The sequence below is a fragment of the Corynebacterium sp. UMB10321 genome, assembly GCF_030228725.1.
Classification (GTDB): domain Bacteria; phylum Actinomycetota; class Actinomycetes; order Mycobacteriales; family Mycobacteriaceae; genus Corynebacterium; species Corynebacterium pseudogenitalium.
Genome location: NZ_JASOZC010000001.1, coordinates 333,510 through 359,163 on the forward strand (window position 1 = coordinate 333,510; position 25,654 = coordinate 359,163).

25 protein-coding genes and 1 pseudogene are annotated in these 25,654 nt (G+C 63.8%); 23 read left to right on the forward strand and 3 right to left on the reverse strand.

Translation table 11 applies throughout. The features are described 5' to 3' along the window. Window positions 1-62: 62 nt before the first annotated feature. The 11 genes and pseudogenes from map (at window position 63) to eccB (ending at window position 9,668) form a co-directional block, all read left to right on the forward strand. Window positions 63-860, forward strand: coding sequence for a type I methionyl aminopeptidase (gene map, locus QP752_RS01615; RefSeq protein WP_070477786.1), 798 nt, complete (start codon window positions 63-65; stop codon window positions 858-860). A 14-nt stretch (window positions 861-874) separates the two neighbouring features. Further along, a complete protein-coding gene (locus tag QP752_RS01620; RefSeq protein WP_070477570.1) occupies window positions 875-1,648 on the forward strand; it encodes a L,D-transpeptidase in 774 nt (257 codons plus the stop codon). 196 nt (window positions 1,649-1,844) lie between these two features. Further along, entirely contained in the window at window positions 1,845-2,063 is a 219-nt protein-coding gene (gene infA, locus QP752_RS01625) for a translation initiation factor IF-1 (protein ID WP_018017508.1), read from the forward strand. 179 nt (window positions 2,064-2,242) lie between these two features. After that, window positions 2,243-2,611: a 30S ribosomal protein S13 gene (gene rpsM, locus QP752_RS01630; protein WP_070477572.1), complete on the forward strand. Its 369-nt coding sequence runs from the start codon at window positions 2,243-2,245 to the stop codon at window positions 2,609-2,611. Between the two features lie 3 nt (window positions 2,612-2,614). Beyond that, window positions 2,615-3,019, forward strand: a complete 405-nt coding sequence (gene rpsK / locus QP752_RS01635) for a 30S ribosomal protein S11 (RefSeq protein ID WP_070363064.1) — start codon at window positions 2,615-2,617, stop codon at window positions 3,017-3,019. Window positions 3,020-3,046: 27 nt separating this feature from the next. Next, entirely contained in the window at window positions 3,047-3,652 is a 606-nt protein-coding gene (rpsD, locus tag QP752_RS01640) for a 30S ribosomal protein S4 (protein ID WP_070363063.1), read from the forward strand. A gap of 117 nt (window positions 3,653-3,769) precedes the next feature. After that, complete coding sequence (locus QP752_RS01645) at window positions 3,770-4,783, forward strand: DNA-directed RNA polymerase subunit alpha (protein ID WP_070363062.1); 1,014 nt, start codon at window positions 3,770-3,772, stop codon at window positions 4,781-4,783. 42 nt (window positions 4,784-4,825) lie between these two features. Further along, a pseudogene (gene rplQ / locus QP752_RS01650) lies at window positions 4,826-5,209 on the forward strand (50S ribosomal protein L17); the annotation flags it as partial. 119 nt (window positions 5,210-5,328) lie between these two features. Then, window positions 5,329-6,168: a tRNA pseudouridine(38-40) synthase TruA gene (truA, locus tag QP752_RS01655; protein WP_284804101.1), complete on the forward strand. Its 840-nt coding sequence runs from the start codon at window positions 5,329-5,331 to the stop codon at window positions 6,166-6,168. A 58-nt stretch (window positions 6,169-6,226) separates the two neighbouring features. Further along, entirely contained in the window at window positions 6,227-8,365 is a 2,139-nt protein-coding gene (locus tag QP752_RS01660; RefSeq protein WP_083329456.1) for a DUF6541 family protein, read from the forward strand. A 49-nt stretch (window positions 8,366-8,414) separates the two neighbouring features. Further along, on the forward strand, window positions 8,415-9,668 hold the full coding sequence (eccB, locus tag QP752_RS01665; RefSeq protein ID WP_284804102.1) for a type VII secretion protein EccB: 1,254 nt from the start codon (window positions 8,415-8,417) through the stop codon (window positions 9,666-9,668). On the opposite strand, the gene QP752_RS01670 is transcribed toward eccB, so the two are convergent. Both QP752_RS01670 and eccD read right to left on the reverse strand, forming a co-directional pair. Continuing rightward, a complete protein-coding gene (locus QP752_RS01670; RefSeq protein WP_256007714.1) occupies window positions 9,665-10,858 on the reverse strand; it encodes a S8 family serine peptidase in 1,194 nt (397 codons plus the stop codon). The two genes, eccB and QP752_RS01670, sit on opposite strands and share 4 nt — an antisense overlap. Before the next feature lie 4 nt (window positions 10,859-10,862). Further along, window positions 10,863-12,188: a type VII secretion integral membrane protein EccD gene (gene eccD, locus QP752_RS01675; protein ID WP_256006182.1), complete on the reverse strand. Its 1,326-nt coding sequence runs from the start codon at window positions 12,186-12,188 to the stop codon at window positions 10,863-10,865. A gap of 137 nt (window positions 12,189-12,325) precedes the next feature. Here eccD and eccCa point away from each other — a divergent pair, with 137 nt between their 5' ends. From eccCa to QP752_RS01725, 10 genes are all read left to right on the forward strand, one after another. Next, the gene (gene eccCa / locus QP752_RS01680; RefSeq protein WP_284804103.1) at window positions 12,326-15,982 is read left to right on the forward strand and encodes a type VII secretion protein EccCa; all 3,657 of its coding nucleotides are present in this window, start codon (window positions 12,326-12,328) and stop codon (window positions 15,980-15,982) included. Next, on the forward strand, window positions 15,979-16,896 hold the full coding sequence (locus tag QP752_RS01685) for a type VII secretion-associated protein (protein WP_284804104.1): 918 nt from the start codon (window positions 15,979-15,981) through the stop codon (window positions 16,894-16,896). The genes eccCa and QP752_RS01685 overlap by 4 nt, the downstream gene beginning before the upstream one ends. A gap of 154 nt (window positions 16,897-17,050) precedes the next feature. Further along, the gene (locus QP752_RS01690; protein ID WP_071567367.1) at window positions 17,051-17,368 is read left to right on the forward strand and encodes a WXG100 family type VII secretion target; all 318 of its coding nucleotides are present in this window, start codon (window positions 17,051-17,053) and stop codon (window positions 17,366-17,368) included. A gap of 65 nt (window positions 17,369-17,433) precedes the next feature. After that, a complete protein-coding gene (locus tag QP752_RS01695; RefSeq protein ID WP_070477587.1) occupies window positions 17,434-17,718 on the forward strand; it encodes a WXG100 family type VII secretion target in 285 nt (94 codons plus the stop codon). A 194-nt stretch (window positions 17,719-17,912) separates the two neighbouring features. Continuing rightward, window positions 17,913-18,356: a 50S ribosomal protein L13 gene (gene rplM / locus QP752_RS01700; RefSeq protein ID WP_070363053.1), complete on the forward strand. Its 444-nt coding sequence runs from the start codon at window positions 17,913-17,915 to the stop codon at window positions 18,354-18,356. After that, window positions 18,356-18,886 carry a 30S ribosomal protein S9 gene (gene rpsI / locus QP752_RS01705; protein ID WP_070363052.1) on the forward strand — a complete coding sequence of 177 codons (531 nt, stop codon included), beginning with the start codon at window positions 18,356-18,358 and terminating at the stop codon, window positions 18,884-18,886. Before rplM ends, rpsI begins: the two co-directional genes overlap by 1 nt. 95 nt (window positions 18,887-18,981) lie before the next feature. Further along, entirely contained in the window at window positions 18,982-20,325 is a 1,344-nt protein-coding gene (gene glmM, locus QP752_RS01710) for a phosphoglucosamine mutase (protein WP_070363051.1), read from the forward strand. Between the two features lie 122 nt (window positions 20,326-20,447). Then, entirely contained in the window at window positions 20,448-20,783 is a 336-nt protein-coding gene (locus QP752_RS01715) for a hypothetical protein (RefSeq protein WP_070477591.1), read from the forward strand. Continuing rightward, window positions 20,777-22,141, forward strand: coding sequence for a hypothetical protein (locus tag QP752_RS01720; RefSeq protein ID WP_284804107.1), 1,365 nt, complete (start codon window positions 20,777-20,779; stop codon window positions 22,139-22,141). Before QP752_RS01715 ends, QP752_RS01720 begins: the two co-directional genes overlap by 7 nt. After that, window positions 22,142-22,447: a hypothetical protein gene (locus tag QP752_RS01725; RefSeq protein ID WP_070975823.1), complete on the forward strand. Its 306-nt coding sequence runs from the start codon at window positions 22,142-22,144 to the stop codon at window positions 22,445-22,447. Here the strand turns inward: QP752_RS01725 and QP752_RS01730 are convergent. Continuing rightward, entirely contained in the window at window positions 22,436-23,290 is an 855-nt protein-coding gene (locus tag QP752_RS01730) for a dienelactone hydrolase family protein (RefSeq protein WP_070975825.1), read from the reverse strand. The genes QP752_RS01725 and QP752_RS01730 overlap by 12 nt on opposite strands. A 128-nt stretch (window positions 23,291-23,418) precedes the next feature. Here QP752_RS01730 and QP752_RS01735 point away from each other — a divergent pair, with 128 nt between their 5' ends. Together QP752_RS01735 and alr are read left to right on the forward strand one after the other, a co-directional pair. Next, entirely contained in the window at window positions 23,419-24,078 is a 660-nt protein-coding gene (locus tag QP752_RS01735) for a GAP family protein (protein WP_284804111.1), read from the forward strand. A gap of 20 nt (window positions 24,079-24,098) precedes the next feature. Next, window positions 24,099-25,646 carry an alanine racemase gene (alr, locus tag QP752_RS01740; protein WP_083290813.1) on the forward strand — a complete coding sequence of 516 codons (1,548 nt, stop codon included), beginning with the start codon at window positions 24,099-24,101 and terminating at the stop codon, window positions 25,644-25,646. Window positions 25,647-25,654 lie beyond the last annotated feature (8 nt).

Here is a 25,654-nt window from a genome sequence, read left to right on the forward strand (position 1 = left end):
GTAGGGACTCGACGAGTGCCTACCGGCCCTTTTACGCAGTAACTCTAGGAAGGAAGCGAATGATGGGGTTCCGGAAGCGCAAGATTGTCGCAAAGACACCTGAGCAGCTCGACGCGATGGAGAAGGCAGGCCGAATCGTCGGCTTGGCGCTGCAGGAGGTGCGGGCGGCGGCCGCCCCCGGCAAGTCGACGCTCGACTTAGACAAGGTCGCCGAGACTGTTATCCGTGATCACGGGGCCACGCCCACATTTTTGGGGTATCAGGGCTTTCCGGGGTCGATCTGTGCGTCAGTCAACGAGGTAGTCGTGCACGGAATTCCGAACAAAGAGACTGTGCTCCGCGAGGGAGACCTGGTCTCCATCGACTGTGGCGCGACCTTGCATGGTTGGGTAGGGGATTCCGCGTGGACGTTCGGTGTGGGTGAGCTCGAAGCGGACGTCGAAAAGTTGAACCAGGCAACCGAATGGGTGCTGCACGAGGGGCTGAAGGCGATGGTGCCGGGCAACCGGTTGACCGACGTGTCGCATGCACTCGAACGCGCGACGTACGCAGCAGAGGAGAAGTTCGGAGTGGAGCTCGGCATTGTGGACGGGTACGGCGGCCACGGGATCGGACGCACGATGCACGAGGATCCATACCTTGCCAACGAGGGAAAACCCGGACGCGGCCCTGTGATCCAGGAGGGGTCGGTGTTGGCGATTGAGCCGATGCTGATCCTCGGCGGAGAGATCGACACGGAGGTGCTCGGTGACGACTGGACTGTCGTTTCCATCGACGGCGCCCCGGCATCGCACTGGGAGCACACGGTCGCCGCCACGGCTGACGGGCCGCGCATCCTCACTGTCCGCGAAGCGAAGTAAGCTATACTGCCCACATGCGTTATCAACCTCGACATGCGAAGCCATCCCAACTGAGCCGCAAGCTTGCCGGTTTGAGTGTTGGAATCGGCGTCGCCGCCTCCATGCTTGCCCAGCCAGCGATGGCGGAGGCGCAGCAGATGCCAGCGATGTCTTCGAATGGTGGACTGGGTGCCCTGCTTGAGCAGACGCAGTCTCAGCTCTCCAGCATCGGCTCCAGTACGCCCGACGCACGTGAGCGAGCATGGCAGACCCGCAACTCGCTGCGCGCGCAGGCCGACGGATTGGCGGCAATCAACAAGGACCTGCCAGCCCAGGCGAAGGCAAGCATCGATGCTACTGTCGAACGCTTCTACCCAGGCCTGATCGCCGAGAAGACTCCGAAGCCAGCGCCGAAACCAGCTGCACGCCCGGCGCCACCTGCACAACCCGCGTTCGATTACGGCCCATGTCCGAAGGATGCGAAGGTGTGTGTGGACACCGGCGGACGCCGTTCCTGGCTGCAGAATAACGGCCAGATGTACTACACGGCTGACCTGATCGGTCCGGGCAGGCCTGGCCTTGATACGCCGAAGGGTACGTTCTACGTCAACCGCAAGGTGAAGGATGAGATCTCGTGGGAGTTCGGCAATGCGCCGATGCCGTACGCGACGTACTTCACCAACAACGGTATCGCGTTCCACCAGGGGGATCCGTCGATTCTCTCGCACGGCTGCGTTCGCATGTACCGCGCGGACGCCCAGCGCTACTTCCAGGATCTCGCTATCGGGGACAAGGTCTTCGTCTTCTAGCTGCTCCATTCTTTTCGACGCCCACCTGCGGACTTAGCTTCGCAGGTGGGCTTGTGTTTGCGCTGGTGACGGGATATAGTTGACCACTGGTGTTTATGCACCACGTAGTACAAGTATGTTTTACGTCAGCTACCAGCGGAAACACTGCGCATCAATGAGGATCGCTGTGTTCCGTGAGCTATAGGAAGTGGAGTGTATGGCAAAAGAAGGCGCCATTGAGGTAGAGGGTCGCATCGTCGAACCTTTGAAGAATGCTATGTTCCGTGTCGAGCTCGACAACGGGCATGAGGTCCTTGCTCACATCAGTGGCAAGATGCGCCAGCACTACATCCGCATCCTTCCTGAAGACCGGGTCATTGTGGAGCTGTCTCCATATGACCTGGACCGTGGGCGTATCACGTACCGCTACAAGTAATTTCGTTTGAAGCCTCCTTACCCAGACGCGTGGCGTTGCTGCGCGTCGCTTACCTTTGGCTACGGTGGCCAAAGCCACGTGTATCACGGCCCATCCTCCGGTACGGTCCGGATAAAGAGTCGGTTGGCGTGGGCGGATAGGGAGAAAACCGCCGTAACAACCCGAAAGGTACGTTCCACATGGCACGTCTAGCTGGTGTTGATCTTCCGCGCAATAAGCGCATGGAGATCGCACTTACTTACATTTATGGCATCGGCGCAACCCGCGCCAAGGAGCTGCTCGAGAAGACGGGCATTTCTCCAGACCTGCGTACGGACAACCTGAGCGACGATCAGCTGTCCGCACTGCGTGACGCAATCGAGTCCTCCTACACCGTAGAGGGCGACCTGCGTCGTGAGGTGCAGGCAGACATCCGCCGCAAGATTGAAATCGGCTCCTACCAGGGCCTTCGTCACCGTCGTGGCCTGCCTGTTCGCGGGCAGCGCACCAAGACGAACGCTCGCACTCGTAAGGGCCCGAAGAAGACCATCGCAGGAAAGAAGAAGTAATCCATGCCTCCTAAGACTCGTTCCGGTGCGCGCCGTGGTGGCCGTCGCATCGTAAAGAAGAACGTGGCTGCTGGCCACGCATACATCAAGTCGACCTTTAACAACACCATCGTCTCGATCACGGATCAGACCGGTGCTGTTATCTCCTGGGCTTCCTCCGGCCACGTTGGCTTCAAGGGATCCCGCAAGTCCACGCCGTTCGCTGCTCAGATGGCAGCTGAGAACGCTGCTCGCAAGGCGATGGACCACGGTATGAAGAAGGTTGACGTTTTCGTCAAGGGTCCAGGCTCCGGCCGTGAGACCGCAATCCGTTCGCTCCAGGCTGCTGGCCTGGAGGTGTCCTCGATCTCTGACGTGACCCCACAGCCGTTCAACGGCTGCCGTCCGGCGAAGCGTCGTCGCGTTTAAGGCAGAAAGGAAAAGAGGTAATACATCATGGCTCGTTATACCGGCCCTGCTACCCGTAAGTCCCGTCGCCTCCGCGTCGATCTCGTCGGCGGTGACATGTCCTTTGAGCGTCGCCCGTACCCTCCGGGGCAGGCTGGCCGCGCTCGCATCAAGGAATCTGAGTACCTGCTCCAGCTCCAGGAGAAGCAGAAGGCTCGCTTCACCTACGGAGTGATGGAGAAGCAGTTCCGTCGCTACTACGAGGAGGCCAACCGCCTCCCAGGCAAGACCGGCGACAACCTGCTGATCCTGCTTGAGTCCCGTCTGGACAACGTTGTATACCGTGCAGGTCTGGCGCGCACGCGCCGCCAGGCACGTCAGCTTGTTTCCCACGGTCACTTCACCGTGAACGGCAAGCGTATCGACGTTCCTTCTTACAAGGTCACGCAGTACGACATCATCGATGTTCGTGACAAGTCCCGCAAGATGCTCTGGTTCGAAGAGGCCCAGGACAACTTGCTGGACGCCGTTGTTCCGGCATGGCTCCAGGTCGTTCCGGACACCCTGCGCATTCTCGTGCACCAGTTGCCGGAGCGCGCTCAGATCGAGGTGCCGCTGCAGGAGCAGCTCATCGTCGAGCTCTACTCGAAGTAAGCCCGCTTACTTCACCCCGCACTGCGTCGATACGTACGTATACAAGTGGTGCGATATCTTTCCGAAAGTCCATATTCTCGCGGCTTCATATAGTGGTAGCCGGAAAAGGAGAAGTTCATGCTCATCTCACAGCGTCCGCAGCTGACCGAGGAGTACATCGATACCAACCGCTCGAAGTTCATCATTGAGCCACTCGAGCCAGGTTTTGGTTACACGCTGGGTAACTCCCTGCGCCGTACGCTGCTGTCGTCCATTCCGGGCGCAGCGGTTACCTCGATCAAGATTGATGGTGTGCTCCATGAGTTCACCACCATCAACGGTGTGAAGGAAAACGTTTCCGAGATCATCCTCAACATCAAGGACATCGTGCTGTCGTCGGAGTCCGACGAGCCAGTCGTGATGTACCTGTCCGTTGAAGGCCCAGGAGTCGTTACCGCCGGCGACATTGAGACGCCAGCTGATGTTCAGATCCACAACCCGGATCTGCACATCGCTTCGCTCAATGAGCAGGCACGCCTTGAGATGGAGCTTGTCGTGGAGCGTGGCCGTGGCTACGTCCCAGCGATGCCGAACTCTGGTGGGGAAGCCGGCCGCATTCCGGTCGACCAGATCTACTCGCCAGTGACCCGTGTTGCCTACAAGGTTGAGGCAACCCGTGTTGAGCAGCGCACTGACTTCGACAAGCTGATCATTGACGTGGAGACGAAGAACTCCATGTCTGCTCGCGACGCGTTGGCTTCGGCCGGTTCCACCCTGGTGGAGCTGTTCGGCCTGGCACGTGAGCTGAACACGGCAGCAGAAGGCATCGAGATCGGCCCGTCCCCACAGGAGACGGAGTACATCGCGGCTTACAACCTGCCGATTGAGGATCTCAACTTCTCCGTCCGGTCCTACAACTGCTTGAAGCGCGAGGGCATCAACACCGTCGGCCAGCTGGCTGAGTGCTCTGAGACCGACCTGATGGATATCCGCAACTTTGGCGAGAAGTCCATCAATGAGGTCAAGATCAAGCTCGCCTCCATGAGCCTGACGCTGAAGGACGCTCCGGAAGATTTCGACCCGACCCAGATCGAAGGCTACGACGCCGAGACTGGTGACTACGTCGACGACACCGCGGAAGAAACCGAGTAAACCAAGAGCACGCGCTCACAATCCCATACGAGGAGTACGAAAATGCCTACCCCGAAGAAGGGTGCCCGTCTCGGAGGGTCCGCCGCCCACCAGAAGCACATTCTGTCTAACCTGGCGCAGTCCCTGTTCGAACACGGCGCCATCACGACGACCGATGCAAAGGCGAAAGCACTTCGCCCATACGCTGAGAAGCTGATCACCAAGGCGAAGGGCGGTTCCCTGCAGGAACGCCGCGCTGTTGCTGCGAAGCTTCCGAACAAGCAGATCGTTGCATACCTGTTCAACGAGCTTGCACCGAAGTTCGAAAACCGCAACGGCGGCTACACCCGCCTGATCAAGGTTGCACCTCGCTCCGGCGACAACGCTCCAATGACCCAGATTTCCCTGGTTCTGGAGCCAGCTGAGGCGAAGGCTTCCAAGGAGGACTAGTCCTCCGCTGAGTGAGCTTTTCTAGCTCAACCACATGAGACCCCGCGTCCACCTTCACGGTGTCGCGGGGTTTTCGCATTCCAAAAGCACGCGACCAGTTTGCTAGCCTGTAACGAATGAACACGATGCGGCTGCGTTTCGACATCGCCTATGACGGCACCGACTTTCACGGCTGGGCCCGGCAGAAAGGCGACCTGCGGACCGTCCAAGGAACCGTGGAGGACGCGCTCGCGCTTGTGCTGCGCCACCCCGTCGCCCTGACGGTCGCGGGCCGTACGGATGCGGGGGTCCACGCCCGTGGCCAGGTTGCGCACGCAGACATCGACCCGGCCGCGTTGCAGCAGCGCTCTCTTGACGGTGATCCTGCACGCCTGGTGCGTCGCCTTGCCAAACTGCTACCGGACGACATCCGAGTTCAACAAGTCCGGGAGGTTGCCCCTGAGTTCGACGCTCGCTTCTCGGCGATGGCGCGTCACTACATCTACCGCGTCACTACCAACCCAGCGGGGGCGCTGCCGACACGGACGCGTGACACTGCGCTGTGGGCTCGCCCGGTCGACGTGCAGCTAATGCAACAGACCGCCGACGTGCTGCTCGGGCTGCACGACTTCGCGGCGTTCTGCAAGCCGCGACCGCACGCGACGACGATCCGCGACGTGCACAGCTTCCGCTGGGTAGACGCTTCCACGGAGGCGGAGCCGCAGCTCTACGAGGCACACATCAGTGCCGACGCGTACTGTTGGAACATGGTGCGCGCACTGACCGCGACGTGCCTCACGGTCGGGCAGGGCAAGCGCGACCTGGCGTGGGCCACTGGACTGCTCGACGCCACTGAGCGGCGCGCCGACGTACCGTTAGCCCCCGCGAAGGGGCTGACCTTCGACCACGTTGTGTACCCACCAGAGCAGGAGTGGGAGGCACGAGCCAACACAACTCGTGATCGGCGTTCGCTCTGAGAGCGCAAAGCGATAAGATTTCACCAGTCTCAACGTCTTAGGTCTCGAAGGAGTACGCGTGGTCACTGCCGGGATGTTCATAGCAGCGGTACTTGTGTTTGTGCTGCCAGGATTCCTGGTCAACGTCATCTCCGGCATGCGTGTGCCGGCGTCGGTGGTGGCGTCGATACCCGTGAGCTTCGGCATTATTGGCTTCAGCGCCTGGTCTTGGGGCCTGACGTCGGCGAGGTTTTCGCCGTGGACGTTCTCTGTGAGCGTGGTGTTTGTGATGTTGTGTGCTGCGGGGTGGCGCTACGCGTTTGCGCGCCGCGCCCACGAGCGCTGGACTGGCACTGGGCAACTGTCGTGGCGTCGGGCGCTGCTGCCGGGGACTCCGCAGGAGCGGCGCGAAGGCAGTGTGGTTGACCCCGTCTGGGTGCTGCCGCTGCTTGGTGTGATTGCGGGGTCGGCGATGCTGATCAGTGACAAGCTGCGGTGGCTGCAGGGAACTCCGCTGGGTTTGGCCAATATCGTGCAGGGTTGGGATTCCCAGTGGCACGCCAATACTGTGCGCTTCATCATGGATGAGGGGATTGCGTCGCCAACGCGCATGGGGGAGCTGATGTACCAGGAGACGCACAGTTCGCTGTTGTATCCCTCGGGGTACCACGCGGGGGTTGCGTTGTTTGCCAAGACCGCTGGGATGGCGCCGATCCCCGCGCTGAATGTGGCGCAGGCGATCGTGCCATCGGTGGCGGCTTGCGTGTCCGTGGCGTGCCTGGTGTTTGCGTTTCTGCGGTCGCGGGGGCTGACGGCGCAGATCGCGGCGGGGTTCGCGCCGCTGCTGGTGTACGGTGCGCCGCAGCTGATGTGGGTGTCGGATTTTGTTGGCATGTGGCCGTACATGATGGCAGTTGCGCTCACGGGCATTGTGATTTGGCAGTTCCTGGAGGTGCCACGGCATCACAACTCGGCGTTTGCGGCGGCCATCGGGTTCTTCGGGGTGGTGGCGGTGCACCCGTCGCCGGTGACCACGATTGCGCTGGCGGTGGCCTTCGCTTGGTGCTTTTCGACGCTTCTTCGTCCCGTCCGTTCACGCCTCGTGGACACTGTCTGGTTAGCGGCCCCGGCGCTTGCCGGTGCGGTGCTGTTCCTGCCACAGATGTTTGCTGGTTCCGAGCAGGCGCAGGAGGTCGCGGGGTGGTCTACTCCGGAGGATGGCACGGCGCCAAATCCGTGGGCGCTCGCGATCACGATGGATACGCGCCACGTCACTGAGTACTTCCCGAACTACAACCCGACTGTGCTGCTGTGGCTCGCGCTCGTGGGGGCGGTGGCGGTTGTGGCGTGGCGTCGCCAGGTGTGGCCGGTGGCGTTCTACGTCCTGTCACTTGCGACGGTGGTGCAGGCAACCGCACCGCTTCCGCCGGTGCTGGACGTGGTGCCTTCGCTGGTTTCGGGGCTGCACTACAACACGGCGCACCGCCTGGTGTTGCCGGTGGTGATGTGCGTCATCGTCGCGGCGGCCATAGGGGCCTCGGTGATGATTCGGATGCTGACGTTGGCGCCGGTTGCCGCGCGTGAGGGCACGGTGGTGGCGAAGGGGGCGTCGACAATTGGGGCGGTGCTCGTGTCCCTCGTGGTGGCTGCGAGTACTGCGACCGCCGTGCACGCGAATGCAGCTCAATCGGCGGAGGGCATTTACACCGCTCCGCGCGTTGGCGGTCGAATGGTCAACGATGACGACCTGGCTGCGTTCGACTGGCTCGCGACGCAGCCTGTGGCGTGGGAAGGCGTGACCTACGGCGAGCCCGCGGACGGGCATTCGTGGCTGTATGCCTACACCGGCGTGCCGACGCTCTCCCGGCACTACCTGTGGCCAGCGAAGACACGAGGCGACGACACCGCAACCGCGTTGTTCGACGTAGAGATGCTCGGGCGCGGGGTGCTCGGCGACGCGACGGCGAAGAACGCCGTGGACCGGGCCGTTGAACGGCTGAACATCAAGTTTTACATCGCATCGCCGCCGTCGTTCTGGGCGCAGCAGCCGCCGCGCGTGAATTTGAACAATGCCACGGCCAATAGCGCGCTGACCCCGGTGTACGTGAAGGGAGACACGGTGATCTTCGCGGTGAACGAGGCGTTTACGCGCGCCGAGCTCGCGGAGATGCAGCACGACGCCGTCAAGCACGGCTCGGAACCGCTGGAGCTTTGGTAGTGTAAGGCAGCGTTATTGGTTATCGGGGGATACAACATCGGGGGTATACATGTCGCAGCGATTGTTGCCAACAACGCGACCGCAGGTGTCGGGGCACAGGTTCATGCAGCGCCGTGTGGAGCACGGCCTGATCTACGGCGATATCCGGATGATCCATGACCCGCTGGCGGCGCGGCGCCGCGCGGGGATCTTCGGGGCGGTCGGGGTGGTGCTGATCGCCGCGGTGATGGGGCTATTCGCCTGGATGAGCCCGAACCCGCACCCCGGCGAAGCCCCGATCGTGCGAGCTACTGACGGCGGCCTGTTCGTGCGTGTCGACGGCACCTTGCACCCTGTGACGAACTTGACTTCCGCTCGCCTCATCGCCGGGGAGGCCGCCGAGCCTGCCCGCGCCGGTGGGGACTACTTGGCCACGGTGCCGCGCGGCCTGCCAGTGGGCATCGTCGCGGCTCCTGGGATGTTTGCCCCTGAGGCCACGGAGGCGCATGCCTGGTCCGCGTGCCACACCGAGGGCAAGGTCACGGTGGTCGCGGGTCAGGCGCCTGCGCCGCTACCGAGGGGTACGGCGGTGCTGGCGGTGGAGGATCACCGTGAGTGGGTCGTCGATGCGCACGGTCGCAGGCAGCTGCCGCCATCCACCACGCCGGAGGGGCGCATCATGCGCCGTGCCCTGGGGATCGACGCCACGACGCCGCGCTGGTCGCCGCCGAACGCGGTGCTCGGCGCTCTGCGCGAGGGACCGGCGTTCACGCTGCCACCGCGCCTCCCTGAGGTACTGCGCACCCCGGAGGCCACCTGGGTGCTTACGGAGCACGGCGGTGTGCAGCAAGTCTCTGACACGGCCGCCCAAGTGCTTCTCGACGCCGGCGCCGCCTCCCGCGACGTCAACCGCGCAGACATCGCGCATTACCCGGACGCGCAGCCGCCACTGGACCTGCGCATCCCGCACGAGGCTCCGCGCTGGGTGCAACCCACACAGGACACGGTGTGCGTGAACGACAAACGTGGCGCAGCCACCTGGCCGAAGGATGCCGGTGGCGTGCTTGAAGGGGCGATTGCGCTGGCGGGGACGGGCACCGCGACCCACTTCGCGGGACTACGCGAGGGCGCCGTCGGCGTGGATACAGGGCAAGGCCTACTCGTGGTGTCGCCGGAGGGTGCCCGCCACGAGGTCGCCGGGCAGGCCACCCTCGAGCTGATCGGTGTGCGCCACACCGAGGAAGCGCCGTGGCAGATCGTTGCGCTTCTCCCAGCCGGAGCTCCGCTCGAGCGGTCGGTGGCGCTGAAACCGGTGGCGTCTTAGAGCCCGCGGCGTCCGCGGCCCCCACGGAGGGAGCGCGCCACGATCGTCAGCGCGATGCATGCCAAGAGCCCACCGAGTGCCAGCCCGGCGCGCCGGGCCGCAAGGGATGCGGTGGGCAACGGTGCGTCGATGGTGGTGACGGTTGCCTCGCGCGGTGGCGTGGGTGGGAGTTGCGTGACGATGTCTTCTGGGCGCAGCGCCCCGCCGTTGGGTTCCGCGGCGGCGTAGACGATCTCACGCACTTGTTGCGGTGAGAGGTGTGGATAGCGCTCGAAGAGGAGGGCGATGGCGCCACTGACGACGGGTGCGGCGAAGCTGGTGCCCACGTAGGGCTGCACGGTTGGTGTGCCGTCGGGTTGGAGCTCGCCGGTGATGCCGGTGGCGAACCCTGCGCCGTCGGACGCGAGGACCACGGGTGTGGTGCCGCGGGCGGAGAGCGGCGGCTTTGGGGATGCGATGGAGTAGTCGGCGACAGTGTGGGCGTCCTCGCGTGCGCCGACGGCAAGGACCGTGGGCATGTGCGCGGGGAAGACGGCGAAGCCGTGGGCGCATTCGTTGGTGGCGTTGCCGGCGGCGGCCACGACGACGGCACCGGAGGTTTCGGCGCGGTGGAGCGCGGCCTCCAGCTCGCGGGTGTCCAGGCTTGCGGCGAGGTAAGGCGGCATGCAGGAGACGATTGAGATGTTGATGACGCGTGCGCGTTCGTCGACGGCGTTGTTGATGGCGTCAGTGAGGGTGGCGAGTGATCCCGCGGCCTGCTCTTCGCGGTAGTGCGCGGAGGTTTGCCGGATTGAGATGAGGTGCGCTGTGGGCGCGATGCCGAGGTCGCGGCTGGCGATGATGCCGGCGACGATGGTGCCGTGGCTGTCGCAGTCGAAGAATGGATCGGGGTCGTCGGGTGTGACGAAGTCTCGGCCGGGTGTGACCGGCGGCAGTTGCGGGTGCCGCGCGATGCCGGTGTCGATGACGGCGACGCGCACCCCGCGTCCACTCGCGTGGCTGCGGGACGCGGCGACGGATGGGTCAAGCTCCGGTGGCGTGTTTCGGTCTAGTTGCAGGTGCGCAGGGCGGGCACAGGCGTAGTCCTGGGCCTGCGCCGGTGGGGCCGGGATCGAGATTGGCAGCGTCGTTCCAACGGCGAGCGGGACGCAGAGGGTGACGAAGAGGTGTCGAGAAGCAGTGGTGCGCATGGGCTTAGAGCCCCCGGATGAGGTCGAACAGCCCGGTGAGGTGCACCGCGAGCGGGATGACTGCGATGATGGCGGCGGCTTCGGCGCGCTCGAACCACACCACCGTGGTTGGCTCGAGGTCAGGCACGCGGCGCGACCAGATGACGGCGGTAGCGCACACAATGGCGATGCAGCCTGCGGCCACGAGGAACGCTGGGTGCGGGCTTGGCTCGTATACGGTGGCGAGCACCACAGCACCGAGCGCGCCGAGGGCCAGCGCCGTCAGCGCGATGCGCGGGGTGGGGTAGTGGTGACGCACCGCGTGGATGAGTAGCGCGCCAGCCACGCAACCGGCGAGTGCGACGCGCCAGCCAAGTGCGGCGTCCATCGTGGCAATGCCGTAGAGCGCCGGTAAGCAGCAGGTGGTCACGGCACATGCAATCGCAGCGGATACGGTCAGCGCGGTGCGGCTGCGCGCATCGACATCATGCTGGTACACATCCGAGCGGTCAAATTCCTCGCCAGCGGTGGGGATGCGTGGCACCTTCAAGCCCGCGGCGGCCGTGGCGATATGGGGCGTGAGCATGACCAGCAGCAACCCGAGCAGCACGACCACCGCCGCCCCCGCGTGGTGCTGCGGCAACCACGCACCGAGCGAGGCCGCGGCAAGGAGCAGCGCGCACACCGCCGCGAAGGTCGCGACGGCCGCACCGCACAGCCTGAGCATCGCGCCGATGACCACGCAGGCCACGGCGGTGATCGCGGCAGCCAGCATCCCGATTGCCGTATCGCTCGACCCGTCCCACGTAGCCGGAGGCCCAGCCACCCAGGCGCCGACTGCGAAAGGGGCCGCGCACAGAAACGCCCCGTAAACCGCGCTGCTTCGCGCCGCGAGCGACAGCACCAGCGCCGCCGCAGCCGCCAGGCCCGCGCCGAACGCCACTCCGCCGACCGTGCCAGCCACCGCTGCAATGCACAGCAGGCCCAGCATCGTCGCGCCGATGTGCAGGCCACGCACATCGCGTGCAGAAGCCGCCGCGGCGCTGAGCGAGTGGGCCGCGTCGCGGATCACGGGCGGTGCCGCCTGCTCCTGTGGGCGCATCACCACCGTCGCTCCGTTTCGCATCTTGAGCTGGTACAACGGCACGTGTCCGTCCAGTGGGATGCCAGCTACGTTGGTGAACTCCCAAGGGCGGTGCAGCTGCGGCAGTTCCACGAAGCGCGCGATCTCGGGTATCAGCTCGTAGAGCGACGAGGACGTCGGCAAACTGAGATCGATATCGCGGTGAAGCGAAGCGACGTCGATACGAATGGTGACGTGCACGATGTGATGCGTTGCAGAAACTGCCACGATGAATCCCCCCGGAAAACAAACAAATGCGCGACTTGGCGCTTAACTTGAACAATGTAGCGCACCATCGCCTAGAATGCATGCAGACGTTGCGCGAGGGGGAATGCGCAACCGGGGAAATGCATGAGGGGGAATGCATGCTAGGTCTTGACCACGAACCAGTCGTGACACCATCGACGGCGCACACACTCGCGCCGCCACCACCACTGCCGACCGGCCAACTCCGCGCCGAAGCGGTACCGCAGGCGCACAAGGACCAGCCGATGCCGCTGCTGAAAGTGCTGCTGCCGGTGGTCATGGTGGTTGCCATTGGTGCTGTGATGGCGCTGATGGTGATGTCCGGGCGCACCGTGAGCCCAATGATGCTCATCTTCCCGGTCATGATGCTCTTCGGCATGGTCACCATGTTCTCTCCACAGGAACGCCAGGGCGACATCGACGAGACGCGCCGGGTCTACCTGCGCCACCTGGACGCCCTCGCTCACCGGGCGCGCAGCAACGCCGAGGTCCAGCGCGAGCACGCCGAATATCTCCACCCGGCACCGAACGCCCTGCTCACGGCGGTGCCTGCGGAGCGTGTCTGGGAACAGTACGCCGCCTCGCCGTACGCGCTGCAGGTGCGCATTGGTGTTGGCGCGGTGGCACTGCATACCCCAATCGAGGTCGACGACCCTGGCTCGCCCGAGGACCTCGACCCGGTGTGCGCGGTGAGCCTGCGCAGGACGGTCGCCGCGGTGAACACGATCCAAGAGATGCCGATCGTGGTGGCGCTCAATGCGTTTCCCGTGATCACGATGGTGGGGCCGCGTGCGGCGGAGGTCGCGCGCTCGATCATTGCCCAGCTGGCGTTTTTCCACGGCCCGGAGCTCGTCGGCATCGACGCCGCCCAGGCGCCGAGAGAATTTGAGTGGGTGAAGTGGCTGCCGCACTCCGCCACGCCGGAGGCGGCCGAGTTCCAAGTCATACTTCTCGACGCCACCACCCACCCCTCCGTGATCTCCTTCAGCACCAGTGCCTCCAGCAGCGAGAACGTGTGCGTGCTGGTTATCCACCCGGACCCGGACTGGTTGGTGGATGAGGAGGCGTTCCACCTTGTCTGCGACGACGAACTCCACGCGCTGACCGGGATGGGCCTAGAGTTTCTGGGCAGGCCCGACAGGATTAGTGTCGCAGAGGCGGAGCTGATCGCGCGCCAACTGGCGTTCTATCGCCGCCCCGAGCTGCTCAGCGCCGAAAGCGCCTCCCACGGAGGCAAGCTGCTCCCGATGCTCGGCATCAACGACATCGCCGAGCTCAACGAGCACACCATGTGGACCGGACGCGAAGGCACCCGACAGCGCCTCATGGTCCCGATTGGCTCGACTGCCCAGGGCCAGGCCCTCTACTTGGACCTGAAAGAGTCCGCCCAGGGCGGGATGGGCCCGCACGGGTTGTGCATCGGTGCGACGGGGTCTGGTAAATCGGAACTTCTAAAAACACTCGTTGTGGCGCTCGCCGCGACGCACTCGCCGGAGGAACTCAACCTCGTGCTCGTGGACTTCAAAGGCGGCGCAACCTTCCTCGGCTGCGAGTCCTTGCCTCACACCTCGGCGGTCATTACCAACCTGGAGGACGAATCCATCCTGGTTGAGCGCATGTACGACGCCATCTCCGGTGAGATGAACCGACGTCAGGAGCTACTGCGCAAGGCGGGGAACTACGCCAATATCACCGACTACACCGCGGCCCGGCTCGCGGGCGAGGACCTCGCGCCGCTGCCGGCGCTAGTGATCATCCTGGACGAGTTTTCTGAGTTGCTCAGCCAACACCCGCACTTCGCTGACCTGTTCGTGGCCGTCGGCCGACTTGGCCGCTCGCTGGGCGTGCACCTGCTACTTGCCTCCCAGCGCTTGGAGGAGGGCAAGCTGCGCGGGCTGGACTCGCACCTTTCTTACCGTATCGGCCTCAAGACGTTCTCCGCGGCCGAATCCCGCCAGGTGCTCGGCGTGCCGGACGCCTACGAGCTACCCAGCGAGCCCGGCGCGGGCTTCTTGTCCACGGGCTCAGGCGACTTGGAGCGTTTCCGCGCGGCGTACGTGTCGGGGCCGCTGGAGCGCGCCCGCGGCGTGACCAGGCGCGAGGCGGCCGTGGAGGTTCGCCTGTTTCACGGGTGGGAGCCTCCGCCGGTGGAGGACGCGAAGGAGAGTGTCGGTGTCGATACTGATGCGACGACGACGTTGCTGGCGGCGGTCGTCGAGAAGTCGAGGGAGGTGGCGGATGCCCTGGGCATGCGGGCGCACCAGGTGTGGCTGCCGCCGTTGCCTGCACAGATCGAGCTTTCGCAGGTCTACGGTGGCAGTGAGTCGATGCCGAAGCTGCGGGCGATTATCGGGGTGATTGACGAGCCGATCAAGCAGCGCCAGGTGCCGCTCGTGCTGGACCTGTCGGTGGCGGGTGGCCACGTGGCGCTCGCGGGTGGACCGCAGACGGGCAAGTCGATGGCGGTGCGCACGATGGTGGCGTCGCTCGCGCTGCGCCACTCCACTGACGAGCTGTGCTTCTACATTATCGACGCCGGCTCCGGCGACTTCAGCGACGTCGCCGAACTGCCGCATGTGGCCGGTGTTGCGCAGCGCACGGACGAGGAGCGCGTGCGCCGCGTCGTCGACGAGCTGGTCGAGATGCTCGACGACCCGCAGCGGCGCACGAAGCGCCACACCGTGTTGATTGTGGACGGCTGGCACACGTTGCTCGCACCGGATGCGAAGACGGAAGACTTGCGTGAACCGCTGACTCGTCTTGCTGCGGAAGGCCCGGCTGTGGGCATTCACCTGGTTGCGACTACGCAGCGTTGGAACGCGATCCGCGCGAACGTCCGCGACGTGATTGGCACGAGGATTGAGCTGCATCTTACCGAACCGATGGACTCGGTGATTGATAGGAAGGTGCAGGCGAAACTTCCCGCGCTGCCGGGCCGCGGCATTACCGAAGAAGGGGCGTTCATGCTGGTCGCGCACACCTCCGCGCAGGACGTGGCACACGTCTGTGCAGCGACGCAGGGTCAGCCTCCGGTGCCACGCCTGCGAGTGCTGCCGAGTCACGTGGAGGTTGCGGACCTGCTCACCTCGGGAGGCCAACGTCTGCCACTCGGCGTCGGTGGACCCCGACTTGCACCGCTGTGGAGCGAGTCTGGTCACCTGCTGGTCATCGGTGCGAGCGGTGCTGGCAAGTCCACAGCGATTGCCTCGGCCATCACCGCGATTGAGGCGATGGGCCGTGAGCAGGCCCGCATGGTGATTCTGGACGTGCGCCGCGCGCACCTCGGGCGGGCGAACCCGGACATGGTGGCGGCCTACGCAGCCTCTACCAGCGCCGTCGACGAGGCGGTCAGTGCGCTGATCACCACGCTGCGCGGCAGGCTACCCGGGTCGGATGTGACCCCGCAGCAGCTCGCGCAGCGTTCCTGGTGGGAAGGCCCGGAGCTCTATCTCGTCATCGACGACCTCGAGCTCGTCCCGGAGGACACCCTGCGCGAGCTGGCCACGCTGTTCCCGCACGCCCGCGACATTGGCCTGCACGTGGTGGCCGCCCGCAAGTTCGGCGGAGTATCGCGCGCCATGTTCGGCAGCTTCCTGTCCTCGCTGAAGGACCTGTTGCCCGACGTCGTCATCCTCGACGGAACCAGGGACGAAGGCGCGCTCTTCGGAGTGCGCCCAGCCCCGCAGCCGCCCGGCCGAGGCCTGCTCGTCCAATCCGGCGAGGCCCGAGGCCTGGTCCAAGTCGCTGCACCCTACTCCGAAGGAGCCACCCTATGAAACCCGATCTCCGCATCACCATGCCGCCCACGAACACCGTGTTCACCGGCGCCGCCAACGTCCACCGTTTTGACGGCCCCGGCCCGCGGGAAGTCGCGCAGTACGTGCGTGGCCTGTTCGGGCCAGATCCGGGCGGCGCCGTGATTCAGATCGCCGCGAGCCCCGAGGACCTCGATCAGTTTGAGCAGGCCATGAGTGGCTACGACGTCACTATTACCGCCGAGCGCCTAGAGGTAGAGGCTGACCCTCCGACCGAAGAGCAACCCGCGATTACGGCCGCAGACCTTGCACCACGTCGCGCGTGGTGGCCGTTCGTCGCCCTCGGCGCCGCAGTGGTTGTGGTCGCAGCAATCTGCGGGTTCGTGCTCTTTCGTTTCTTATCGACGCCCTCTTCGCCCACGTCTGCCCAGGCTTCAGAAGGGGCGACATCGACCACTGTGCTGCACAGTCAACCGACGGCCTCGCGGGCGTCAACAAGCCCCTCTCCTTCTATTGCGAGCGAGCCTACCGCCGTGCGAATCGCGCAGGACGGACTTGCGATTGAGCTGCCTCCCGGGTTCCAACTCGCGCAGCACGAGCAGGGCTGGATGGCAACAGGCGCCGACCCCGACATGCGCGTACTGATCTCCGCAGAGAACCGCTACACGCTGCCGCCCGAGCAGTTCGTAGCGCAGCTGCTCGGGGGTATCGAGCGCGACCCCGAGCTCACGCTCGTGGATCACAACCTCCACGCCGTGACGTACCGCGAGACCGCCCCCGGAGGCGCCGAAACGCTGTGGCGAACTTGGGCGCAGGATTCTTACCAGCTTTTCGTGGCGTGCCAGACGCGGCAGGCGCCCAGCAGGGTGCAGCAGGCGACGTGTCAGATGGCCTTCGACACCGCCGAATTCACGCCACCGACAGGAGAGGGGTGAGGCAAACTCGCAGCATAAACGTGGTGGGAGGGTGGGGAGAAAAGTTTCTTCAACATTGAGGGAACCGGAGCACCAAAACGTGCGTCCAACTATATGAACAGCTTGGAAGGCTGTCGTTACAACCAAGACACAGTACCTAGTAGGGGGATTGAACATGGAACAGTTCAGAACAGAAGCCGACGTCATGCGCGCAACTGCCGACCGGGCAGATGACACCAACGCAAACGTCAACCGAGAAATCGACCGCGTGCAGCAGGTCGCGGAGTCCACGCGCAGCTACTGGGTGGGCAATGCGCAGCGCAGCTTCGATGACCTGATGGTCCGCTACGACGACGCGCAGCGACGCCTCTCCGAAGCGCTGCGTGACATCGCGAACAACATCCGCGACAACGCCAAGAACTACGAGAGCACCGACGCTACGAACACCGACAACTTCCGTTCGCTGTCCGGTTCCGCGGGCTTGGCTCTCTAAAACGCTCCCAGCGGTTCTCAGCAGACACAACGACCATCTTCCGAATGTAAAGGGACATACTCATCATGCAAATCAAGTACGACTTCGCTCAGATCGCCAACGCAGCTGAAGACATGCGCTCGTCGGCGACCCGCATCACCAGCCAGCTCAACGAGCTGAAGCAGATCATCCAGCCGATGGCGCAGACCTGGGAGGGCACCGCAGCGTCCGCGTACCAGGCACACCAGGCGAAGTGGGACCAGGCCGCAGAGGATCTGAACACCATTTTGAACCAGATCGCCAGCACCGTTGAAGACGGCAACTCCACCATGCTCGCGGTAAACAATGCCGCGGCAAACAGCTGGGGATAACTACACAGAAGCTTGCTGAACAGCAAGGCGCCAGGGGGAGCGTCTTGCTGTTCAGTGCTTTGTGCTGTAAAGTTTGCAGCTTGTGTGCCGTGCTGCTTGTCGGGTCTCCACCGGCCGCCGTCTGAGCGGGATACAGCGCACAGTTTTATACGTTATGGCCGGCAGCCAACTAGACAGACTTGAAGGAGTCATGCATGTCTACTTACCACCCAAAGAGCGGTGACATTACCCGTAAGTGGTACGTCATCGACGCCACGGACGTGGTCTTGGGCAAGCTTGCGTCGACTGCAGCGGATATCCTGCGCGGCAAGCATAAGCCACAGTTCGCACCGAACGTTGACACCGGCGATCACATTATCGTGATCAACGCCGAGAAGGTCCACATCTCCTCGAACAAGCGCGATCGCGAGATGCGCTACCGCCACTCCGGCTACCCGGGTGGTCTGACTGCTATGACGCTTGGTCGTGCGCTCGATGAGCGTCCGGACCGCGTTATCGAGGAAGCTGTCAAGGGCATGATGCCGCACAACAAGCTTTCCCGCGAGTCCATCAAGAAGCTTCACGTCTTCGTCGGCTCCGAGCACCCATACGAGGCTCAGAAGCCGGAAACCTACGAGTTTAAGCAGGTGGCACAGTAATGGCTGATCAGAACAACATTGCAGCTGAGACCGACATCGACGCGGCAACCGCGGCGACGGAAGAGTTCAACTACACCATCGGTGACGCTATTGCTCCAGAGGTCGAGGAGACCCAGGACACCGTTGAGGTTGCACCGCTGCACGAGGGCCCAATCCAGACCGTTGGTCGTCGTAAGCGCGCAATCGCTCGCGTGACCGTCGTTGAGGGCGAAGGCAAGATCACGGTCAACGGCCGTGAGTTCGAGGACTACTTCCCGAACAAGCTGCACCAGCAGGACATCCTGCTGCCGCTGACCCTGCTCGAGCGCGAGGGCCAGTTCGACATCAAGGCAAACATCAAGGGCGGCGGCCCAACCGGTCAGTCCGGTGCGCTGCGTCTGGCGATTGCCCGTGCGCTGAACATCTACAACCCGGCTGAGCGCCCAACCCTGAAGAAGGCTGGTCTGCTTACCCGTGACGCTCGTGCGGTCGAGCGTAAGAAGGCTGGTCTGCACAAGGCCCGTCGTGCACCGCAGTACTCCAAGCGTTAATCACTACGCTGGTTGTATCATCAACCGCCCCCTGGCACTGGCCGGGTGGGCGGTTGTTGTTTTTGTATAGCTGTCGGTAGTGCATAATAAACAGCATGACTCGATTGTTTGGAACTGATGGTGTCCGAGGTCTCGCCAATGAGCGACTGACGGCGTCGTTGGCACTGAAGCTCGGTGCCGCCGCCGCGACCGTACTAACGAAGGACCGTGAGTCCTCGAAGCGCCGCCCGACGGCGCTGATTGGCCGCGACCCACGCGTGTCCGGCGAAATGCTTGCGGCAGCGATGGCTGCGGGCATGGCGTCGAAAGGTGTGGATGTCCTGCGTGTCGGCGTGATTCCTACTCCCGGCTTGGCGTACCTCACTGATGACTACGGTGCGGACATCGGTGTGATGATCTCCGCGTCCCACAACCCCATGCCGGATAACGGCATCAAGTTCTTCTCCGCGGGTGGCCACAAACTGCCTGATGAGGTCGAGGACGAAATTGAGAGGGCTCTCGACACGCTTGAAGAAGGTGGGCCAACCGGCACCCGTATCGGCCGCGTGATCGAGGAGGCGCCGGACGCGCAGGATCGTTACCTGGCGCACCTCAAAGAGGCGATGAGCACCAGCCTGAAGGGCATCAAGGTCGTTGTGGACTGTGCGAACGGTGCGGCGTCCGAGGTCGCCCCGAAGGCGTACGAGGCCGCCGGTGCCGAGGTTGTGGCGATCTACAACGAGCCGAACGCTTTCAACATTAACGATGGCTCCGGTTCCACTCATATGGACAAGATCCAGGCGGCCGTCGTCGAATACGGTGCTGATCTTGGCGTGGCACACGACGGTGATGCGGACCGCTGCCTCGCCGTCGACGCTGAAGGCAACATCATCGACGGTGACCAGATTATGGCGATCTTGGCCTGCGGCATGAAGGCCGAGAACAACCTGCGCGACAACACGCTCGTAGCCACGGTCATGAGCAATCTGGGACTTACCCTCGCCATGGAGCGCGAAGGCATTGCACTGAAGCAGACCGCGGTGGGCGACCGTTACGTTCTCGAGGAGCTCAACCGTGGGGACTTCTCGCTTGGTGGCGAGCAGTCCGGCCACATCGTTGTCCCGGAGCACGCCACGACTGGCGACGGCACGCTGTCCGCGCTGCTGCTGATGGAACAGATGGCGGAAACCGGCAAGAGCCTCAAGGAACTCGCACAGGTGATGCAGGTGCTGCCACAGGTACTCATCAACGTGCCGGTGTCGGAGAAGTCCAAGATTATGAGCTCGCAGGAGGTGCTGGCTGCGATCGATGAGGCCGAGGAAGAGCTCGGGCACTCGGGTCGCGTGCTGCTTCGTCCTTCCGGTACTGAGGAGCTGTTCCGCGTCATGGTGGAGGCCGCCGAGGAAGAACAAGCCCGAAAGGTGGCGGGTCGCCTCGCAGCAGTCGTTGCGGCAGTGTAGAGTCCGTTGGTAAGAAATTTGGCCTCGCGGGGAACCGCGGGGCCGTTGGGGGAGTCTAACTAAGAGAAGTAGTTAGAACTGTCGGTGGTGAGCCGACGTGGATTTTGGGGGAAATTTTGAACATGGTGAACACGGTAAACACTGTGCACAACAAGGGCGTCAGCCTCAACGTTGACGCGGTGCGGTCATATTTTGCCGACGCCATCTCCGCCTACGAAGACACCGCCACGGACTTTGCCCGCCAGCAACCAGACCTGGGTGCGGACGACTTCGGTGCCGGTTTTGCCTTGCAGGGCCAGCGCATCACGGCGGCGATGCAAGCGGTCTATGCGGACTCGCTCCGGTTGTTGCAGGAGCGAACGCAGCAGTGGGAGGGGATTCGCAGCCTTGCACAGGAGGTCCGCGACGCTGACGAGGACGCCACCGATGGCATTTCGGGGGTGGGTTCCGCATGGTAACCAGCGACGTTGTCGAACAAGGGGTGCAGCGCTTCTCTCAGTCAGTTGCGACGGCCCCAGCCCTGGAGGGGCCTGAGCGCGACCAATTGCAGGCACTAGCGAAGGAAGTCATTCGGGAGCTGCAGGCCACCCGCTGCCAGGACCTACGCGGCTTCCACCAGGTCGGTGTCTCGCTGTCACAGTTCAATTGTGACGCCGTGGGCTACAGGTTTTCGTTGAAGGCGCCTTGCCAGGATACGCCGGGCAGTAAAGAGTGGTTTGAGCAGATCGGCGTGGGGTCGCGGGAGCGATGCTCGGCAGATTCGGAGACGCAGCACTTTACACGCCTAAATGAGCTGGGAAGCTCGATTACCTCGTGCTGCAGCGCTATAGATGATGTCAAGAAGACGTCCAACCTGGCGGTGGAACAGTTCGTGGTCCTTGCGCACTCGCACCTTGAGATACTTGCGAAGCTTGGAATCGCCACTCTGATTCGCCCATTGGTGCAGGTCGTAATTGATGCGATGCGGCAGGCGAGCCAGACAGCGAAAGAATGCAACGTGGCTGTCGCTGAGTGCCTCGATGCGATCGCGGTGTGCGTGGAGGAAGCACAACAGCCTTGCAGTCAGGCGCCCGGCGGAAAGCCAGTTGGAAGTGCGCCTGCTGCGGCGCCAGCGACGGCTGCGCACGCAGCCGGAAGCAGCTCGACCGCCAGTGCGAGTGTTGCCGCGCCGCCTGCTGCACCAGCGCCAGCACCAGTGCCTGCCCCTGCCCCTGCTCCTGTGCCGCCGACACCGCCGCAGCCGTGCGAGCGCCTTGTTTCTCTGGAGAGCGTCGGCACGCAGTCCGCGTCAGCGGCGCTGGCAGGTGCGGCAGGGATCAACGTGGCCTTTAACTTCGACGTCGATGTGCATGTTAACGCGCCCATCGAGGCCGTGACACGCGACGCAGCGGCGTTGTTCGCACCGGTACAGGAGCAGTGCGACGCTGCGCAGGCGTTCACGGGCGCGTTTGCACAAACGGGCGCGGCCGTCGTCATTGAAAGCATCAACGTCTTTGCAGCAAATATCGACGCGGCCTGGCAGTGCGCGACGGAGGCTGTGGAGGTGCCGTGTGACGTCGCGGAACCAACACCACCGGCACCGCCGGCACCCGAGCCCGCTCCTGCGCCGGAGCCTGCACCGGCAGTCGACGAAAACGGTGTGTTCGTGCCACCTGAGCAACTCGGCGAGGTGGAGCAGCCACCAGTGCCGGCAGAAAAACAAGCGATGACGGCACCGGCGGCAGCAGAGACGTCATCAGAACAACACGCTGAGCAGCAGCCAGCAGATACAGACCCGGCTGATGCTTGGGGCGTCAAGAAATTGGGGGAATGGTAAATGGATTTTTCAAGGTTTGCAGCAGAGTACCGTCAGCGCACGGCGATGCGGATGGAGAACTTTGAAAAGATGATCGCTGAGCACCATCGCCAAATGGAGATGATGCTTACCGAGCAGCGAAGGGCCGCCGCGCTTGGCTACAAACGCCAACCTGTTGTCATTCCACAGGGTGGCGAGCGGTTGTTCCCGTTTCGCCGCCCGCCGCAGGGCGGAATCGCGTCGATCCGTACCGAGGCACGCCCCAACGCCCCGGAAGCACCGGGGGAGATGAAGCGTGCTGGTCAGCCCGGCACGTTAGAAGAATGAGAAGAGGCTGTCGTCCTTGGTGAGGCCCGCCAGCTCAGCGAGGTCCTCACCGGTATAGGACGTGACGTTCTTTCCTTCGGCGTCCGGCTCGGAGTAGGAGGAGTACTTCTTCTCCCCGGCTAGCTGGTGCAGGAGGAACCCGGTGAGCAGGCCGCGCACTGTGGTCTGCAGGGAGGCGCTCGACTTGCCCAGGCCGAGCAGGCGCTTGGTCAGTGAGTCCTCCGAGAAGCTCTGCTGCTCGCCTTTCTTGACGCTGCGGTAGGCCACCTCGCCTGCCCAGTTGTATGCGAGCTTGGCGGGGTTGCCTGGATCGAAGAGCGAGTCACCGTCCTCGCCGGGGCCGATGATGAGCCCTGGGCGAAGTGCGCGCCGGGCCGCCTCTACTGCGGAGGGCGCCACGTTCGCCGGATAAATTGCGGCGACTGCCTGCACCTTCGGGTTTTCTACCGCGGTGAGTACGGCAGCGCCGCCGCCCATGCCGTGGCCAACGACGCCGAGGCGCTGTGGGTGGATGCTAATCTTGCCGTTCCCGAGGCGCACCCCAGTCAGGATTTGCAGGGCGGTTTCTAAATCGGCGGCGAAGCCAGCGTGGTCGGGGCGCCACCCCTTTTCAGTATCTGGCGCGGCGACCGCAATGCCCCAACTGGCCAGGTGGCGAAGTGTGCCGTGGTAGTCGTCGACACTCTGGCGCCAGTCGTGGCCGAAGGCGACGGCTGGCAGGTTCTTACCTTCCGCAGGCGTGTAGACCTTGCCTGGCAAACCGGTGTAACCGAGGTCGCCTTCCAGCACCTTGTGGGGGCCTCGCTTGGACAGTTCAGCTAACTTCTTCAATTTCGCAGACACGCAACCCACCCTACTTGAATTCTGCAGTACTGAAATAGCGCTTCAGCGTTTTTGTGGTTTAGGGTTAGGGGCCAGATCGAGAGACGGCCGAGATTCCGCCTGATGGAGCCACGCGAAAGGAGCGAGACATGCTTGGAGCGTTATCCTTTGCGTTTATTGATTCCATCAACGTGCTGTTGATCGGGGTTATCGTGGCAGTCGGGGTGGTTGCCTCCCAAGCGAAACGGCAGTATGCGAAGATCACGGCGCTGCTCATTGCTGGCGACTGGCTTGGGGTGGCGAGTCTCGCGGCGGTGATGCTGTTTGTGTTCGATGGCCTCGGTCCGGTTGTGCAAACGTTTGTCGAGGGTCCCATTTTCGGGTGGCTCCTCATCGCTACTGGTCTCCTGACCGCGGTGCTGGCGCTGCGTGGGGGAGATAACCACGCGTTGATTGAACGGGTGATGCGCCCGCTGCGAGCACCCAACGCGCTGACGGTGCTGACGGGGTTTGTGCTGGGGATCGTCCAATCGGCGACGTCGATGCCGTTCTTCGGCGGGCTTGCGGTGCTGTCTGCGACGGGTCTTGATACCGCGACGAAGTACAGCTTCCTGGTGCTCTACGCGACGGTCGCGCTGTCCCTACCCACGCTGTGCGCCCTGCTGGTCGGTTGGGTGCGGGCGAAGCCGGACTCGGTTGCTGGACGAGGTTTCGCGTGGGCGCGCTCACACCCGGATACGGTTGGTTTGACCGCGACGTGGGTGGTATCGCTGCTGCTAGGTGTAGTCGGCGTGGCGCATTTGCTGTGATCGTTGTTCAATAGATGCCCATGAACGCTTTAAAACTTCGCATTGACCTGGCGGCGATTGCCCACAACACGAGGCAGATGCGCCGTCAGGCTGGTGGCGCGCGCTTGATGTGCGTGGTGAAGGCGGATGCCTATAACCACGGCGCGGCGAAGTGCGTCCCCATCATGGAGGCGAACGGTGCGGATGCGTTCGGCTGCGCGACGATCGCGGAGGCGGCTAGTGTGGCGAAGCTGACGTCGAAACCCGTGATGGCGTGGCTGTGGGCTCCGGGGGAGGAGCTGGTGGAGGGCATTGAGATGGGTGTGCCGAGTCTTGCGCACCTGCGCGCGCTTATTGACGCCCCCTTCGTCCCCACCGTGCATCTGATGATCGACACGGGGATGAACCGCTCGGGCGTAGATGAGGAACAGTGGCCGGAGCTGTTCGCGATGGCCGCCGAGGCGCAACAGGCCGGTCAGATCCGTGTGGCCGGGCTGATGAGCCATTTTGCGTGCGCGGATAACCCAGCGGACCCGTACACGGACCGGCAGCTGGCGACGTTCCGTGAAGCGCTCAACCAGGCGCACGAGGCGGGGCTAGAGGACCTGGTGAACCACGTGGCGAACTCGCCGGCGACGTGGACGAGGGACGACGCCCGCTTTGAACAGATCCGTCCCGGGATTGGCCTGTACGGGTTGGAAGCAATCGACGGCACCGACAACGGGCTGCGGCCCGCGATGAGCTGGGTCGCAACAGTGACCGCGGTCAAACCGATCCGCGCGGGGGATCCGGTGAGCTACTCAGGGACATGGACTGCGCCCGAGGACGGGTTTACCGCCGTGGTGCCCGCCGGCTACGCGGACGGCGTGATGCGCATCTGGCAGGACCGGATGGACGTTACCATTGACGGAGCCCGCTACCCCCAGGTGGGTCGGGTGTGCATGGATCAGATTGTGGTGTGGCTGGGCGCAAACGAAGCCGGTGTCGCGCCGGGCGATGAAGCGGTACTTTTTGGCGCCGGCGGCGTGAGTGCGGACGAGTTCGCGCTGCGGGCGAACACCATTCACTACGAGGTGCTGTGTGCACCGAAAGGACGGACAGTGCGGGAGTACGGCGGCAGGCGCGTATGCGAGACGCGCGAGGAAACGCAAGCGTTGGGGCGTGAGCTGGGGGAGACCTTGCGCGCCGGGGACGTGGTGATTCTCGACGGCCCGCTCGGCGCCGGGAAAACCACGCTGACGCAGGGCATTGCCGAAGGGATGCAGGTCAAGGGGCGTGTGACGAGCCCAACCTTCACCATCGCCAGGGAACACCGCGCGAAGGAGGCGGAGGGGGCGTCGTTAATTCATGTCGATGCCTACCGCCTGTTGGGGGAGGGCAGCTCTGGCGACCCGCTGGGTGAGCTCGATGCTCTCGACCTTGAGTCGGAGCTCGACCGCAGCGTCGTGGTGGCCGAGTGGGGTGGTGATCTCGCAGCTCACATCGCCAGTGAATACCTTTTGGTCACCATTGACCGCACCACGCTCGTGGAGCAAGACGAAGACAGTGAGGGCCGCATCATCACATGGCGGTGGGTGCACACAGAATAGGAAGATGT